Here is a 2,632-nt window from a genome sequence, read left to right as displayed (position 1 = left end):
TATACCTGGTCATGAGAGTATTCAGGAGATTCGCAAAAGCATTTTGGGAATCGAATCTGAGCAAGACAGTGCCATTCCTCTGGCTAGTGTTCATACCATGGGTTCACCGATTGCCCTATTTACTCTGCTCCATATTGTTGGCAAAACCAGAGATGGCAGTACCCATGATATTAGTTCCAAATTAAAGGAGTTACTGGCAATTCTGACTCAACAAGGAGTGGCGTTACCCTGGCAAAACTTTGTACATCCGGGGGATCCGATTGCTTGGCCCCTAGAAGGAGTGTTGCCAAAATTAGTAGATGAGTATGACAAAGTTATCAAACTTGAAGATGTACTTACCTACGGTTCTGGATTCTTATAAAATGTCGCTAAACCGATACAATCGACATTTTTAGCATTAATCAATGGTGGCAGTGCTCACAGCAGCTACTGGACTAGTGAGAAGGTGGCTAAAAAAATTGCAGAGACCATTGACAATACAGCTAAAGGCTCCTATTTTTTGGGCCCATCCATAACGCGCTGATGGCTAAGGCTCAAGGAAAATTACGGATTACCGGTTACCGATTATCGATTACCGATTACCGATTACCGGTAAATTTCCCGTTTTAGGGATCTTGTTCATCCTCTTGATAGACTATCAAGTCCCCTGGTTGGCACTTGAGTGCTTTGCACAGAGAGTTGAGTATGTCTTCGTCAATTCTAGGTAGACGGCGATGCCGTTTTAGCCTGGAAACGGAGTTAGGATGCTTTCCAATTATCTCAGCTAGATCTTTGTTGCTGATGTTGCGCTCAGCCATTACTACTGCCAATTTCCAGTGAATTACCACTTTAGTGTTTAACCTCTTACCATACTAAACGCTCGTTACGTTTGATTGTAACCTCTCACAGCATGAATTGTTGAAAATAATACTTCTCTAATTTTTTTTTAAACTCAAAGTGTTGACAAACTGGCCAAGATAGGATATACTATAAAAGTACGCAGTTACAGTGATTGGCAATTCCCTCGCCAGCACAAAGCGATCGCACATAGGTTCTACAGGCCGGGATGTGCGATCGCTGTTCCACCACCAAAGAAACAAGGTGATATATAAATGGTAAACCCACGTTCTATGCAAGAGCTCATCAAAGCTCCGATCTATGATGTCCCTCAGGGCAAAACCCCAGTCCGCCTCCTCGCCTGTGGTGTACCCAAAGGTGTAGAGAGTGTGATTAACCAATTGCACGTGCTTCGCTTTGCGGAAGTCATAGCGTGGACCCCGCCAATTCCTTCCCCTGTCGAGGGTGAGATCATTCGGATTTTGACTCGCTATGTTCATTTGAGGCGATAGGTTTAGGTAAGCATTCAGCTATCAGCTGTCAGCTATCAGCTATCAGCTATCAGCTGTCAGTGATTAGCTATCAGCGATTAGCTTATGGGTTAGGTCACAGGTTGGAAGCCTGTGCCACCCTGTCTTGATGCAGTCGTTAGGTCACAGGCTGGAAGCCTGTGCCACCATACTTGAGGTGCTTTTGAATAAAATAAGCTGACCCCTGAGCACTGACTGCTGACTGCTGAGTGCTGAATACTGACCACTGACCGCTTTCGCTATATGACTAATCACAATCAATGGAATGCTGATGATTATGCTAAGAATTCTTCAGCACAGCTCAATTGGGCAAAAGAACTAATTAAAAAGCTATCACTAATCGGGAACGAAACACTCCTGGATATTGGTTGTGGAGATGGAAAGATTACTGCTGAATTTGCCAGTATTATTAACAACGGTAGTGTTTTAGGAATTGATTCATCCAAGACTATGGTTGAGTTAGCTCAGAATAAATTTCCTCCAGTAGAGTATCCTAATTTAGACTTTAAACTTATGGATGCTACAGCGATTAACCTCAACCATAGCTTCGATGTTGTCTTTTCTAATGCTGTCTTACATTGGATCACTGACCATGGGTCAGTTTTAAAAGGAGTTCGTAATCACCTGAAACCTCACGGAAAATTACTGTTTCAGATGGGAGGTAAAGGTAATGCTAGGGAATTACTACTGATCATAGATGAAATTATCACTGCTCCAGACTGGAAAGAGTATTTTCTATACTTTACCTTTCCCTATTCATTTTATGGCATTGAAGAGTATCAAAGATGGTTACCAGAAAATGGGTTTAAAGCTCAACGTGTGCAGTTAATTCCTAAAGATATGCAGCATCAAGGCAAAGAAGGATTGAAAGGGTGGTTAAGAACAACCTGGTTTCCGTATACCAATAGAATTCCTCAGGAATTGACAGAAACATTTTTGAATACTGTTGTGGATAGGTACATCCAGCGTTATCCAATAGATAGTCAAGGCTTGACTCATGTCAAAATGCTTCGCTTGGAGGTTGAGGCTTATGCTATCGAGAGGTAAGCTATCAGTTATAAGCTGTCAGTTATCAGTTATCAGTTATTAGCTATCAGCGGTCAGCTATTAGTTATGAGCTATTAGTTATTAGCTTATGGGTTAGGTCACAGGCTGGAAGCCTGTGCCACTTTGAGGTGCTTTTGAATAAAATAAGCTGAGGTTAGGTCACAGGCTGGAAGCCTGTGCCACAGTGCTTTTGAATAAAATAAGCTGAGGTTAGGTCACAGGCTGGAAGCCTGTGCCAC

At 42.5% G+C, this 2,632-nt stretch carries 3 protein-coding genes and 1 pseudogene; 3 read left to right on the top strand and 1 reads right to left on the bottom strand.

Translation table 11 applies throughout. The annotated features are described in order from the left end of the window. Window positions 1-361 (top strand): annotated as a pseudogene (locus F6K49_RS32715) (hypothetical protein); the annotation flags it as partial. Window positions 362-605: 244 nt separating this feature from the next. On the opposite strand, the gene F6K49_RS32710 reads toward F6K49_RS32715, so the two are convergent. Further along, on the bottom strand, window positions 606-827 hold the full coding sequence (locus tag F6K49_RS32710) for a helix-turn-helix transcriptional regulator (RefSeq protein WP_008188939.1): 222 nt from the start codon (window positions 825-827) through the stop codon (window positions 606-608). Between the two features lie 264 nt (window positions 828-1,091). Between F6K49_RS32710 and F6K49_RS32705 the strand changes: the two genes are divergently transcribed. Both F6K49_RS32705 and F6K49_RS32700 read left to right on the top strand, forming a co-directional pair. Continuing rightward, on the top strand, window positions 1,092-1,328 hold the full coding sequence (locus tag F6K49_RS32705) for a hypothetical protein (RefSeq protein ID WP_293071438.1): 237 nt from the start codon (window positions 1,092-1,094) through the stop codon (window positions 1,326-1,328). Between the two features lie 261 nt (window positions 1,329-1,589). Beyond that, the gene (locus F6K49_RS32700; RefSeq protein WP_293021679.1) at window positions 1,590-2,393 is read left to right on the top strand and encodes a class I SAM-dependent methyltransferase; all 804 of its coding nucleotides are present in this window, start codon (window positions 1,590-1,592) and stop codon (window positions 2,391-2,393) included. Window positions 2,394-2,632 lie beyond the last annotated feature (239 nt).

The organism is Moorena sp. SIO3I6, from assembly GCF_010672095.1.
Note: the sequence above shows the minus strand (reverse complement) of the source record. Positions and strands in the feature narration are given on the sequence as shown.

Bases quoted from the DNA above. Each gene is read 5' to 3' on its own strand.
- F6K49_RS32705 (WP_293071438.1), top strand. From the start codon at position 1,092: ATGGTAAACCCACGTTCTATGCAAGAGCTCATCAAAGCTCCGATCTAT.
- F6K49_RS32700 (WP_293021679.1), top strand. From the start codon at position 1,590: ATGACTAATCACAATCAATGGAATGCTGATGATTATGCTAAGAATTCT.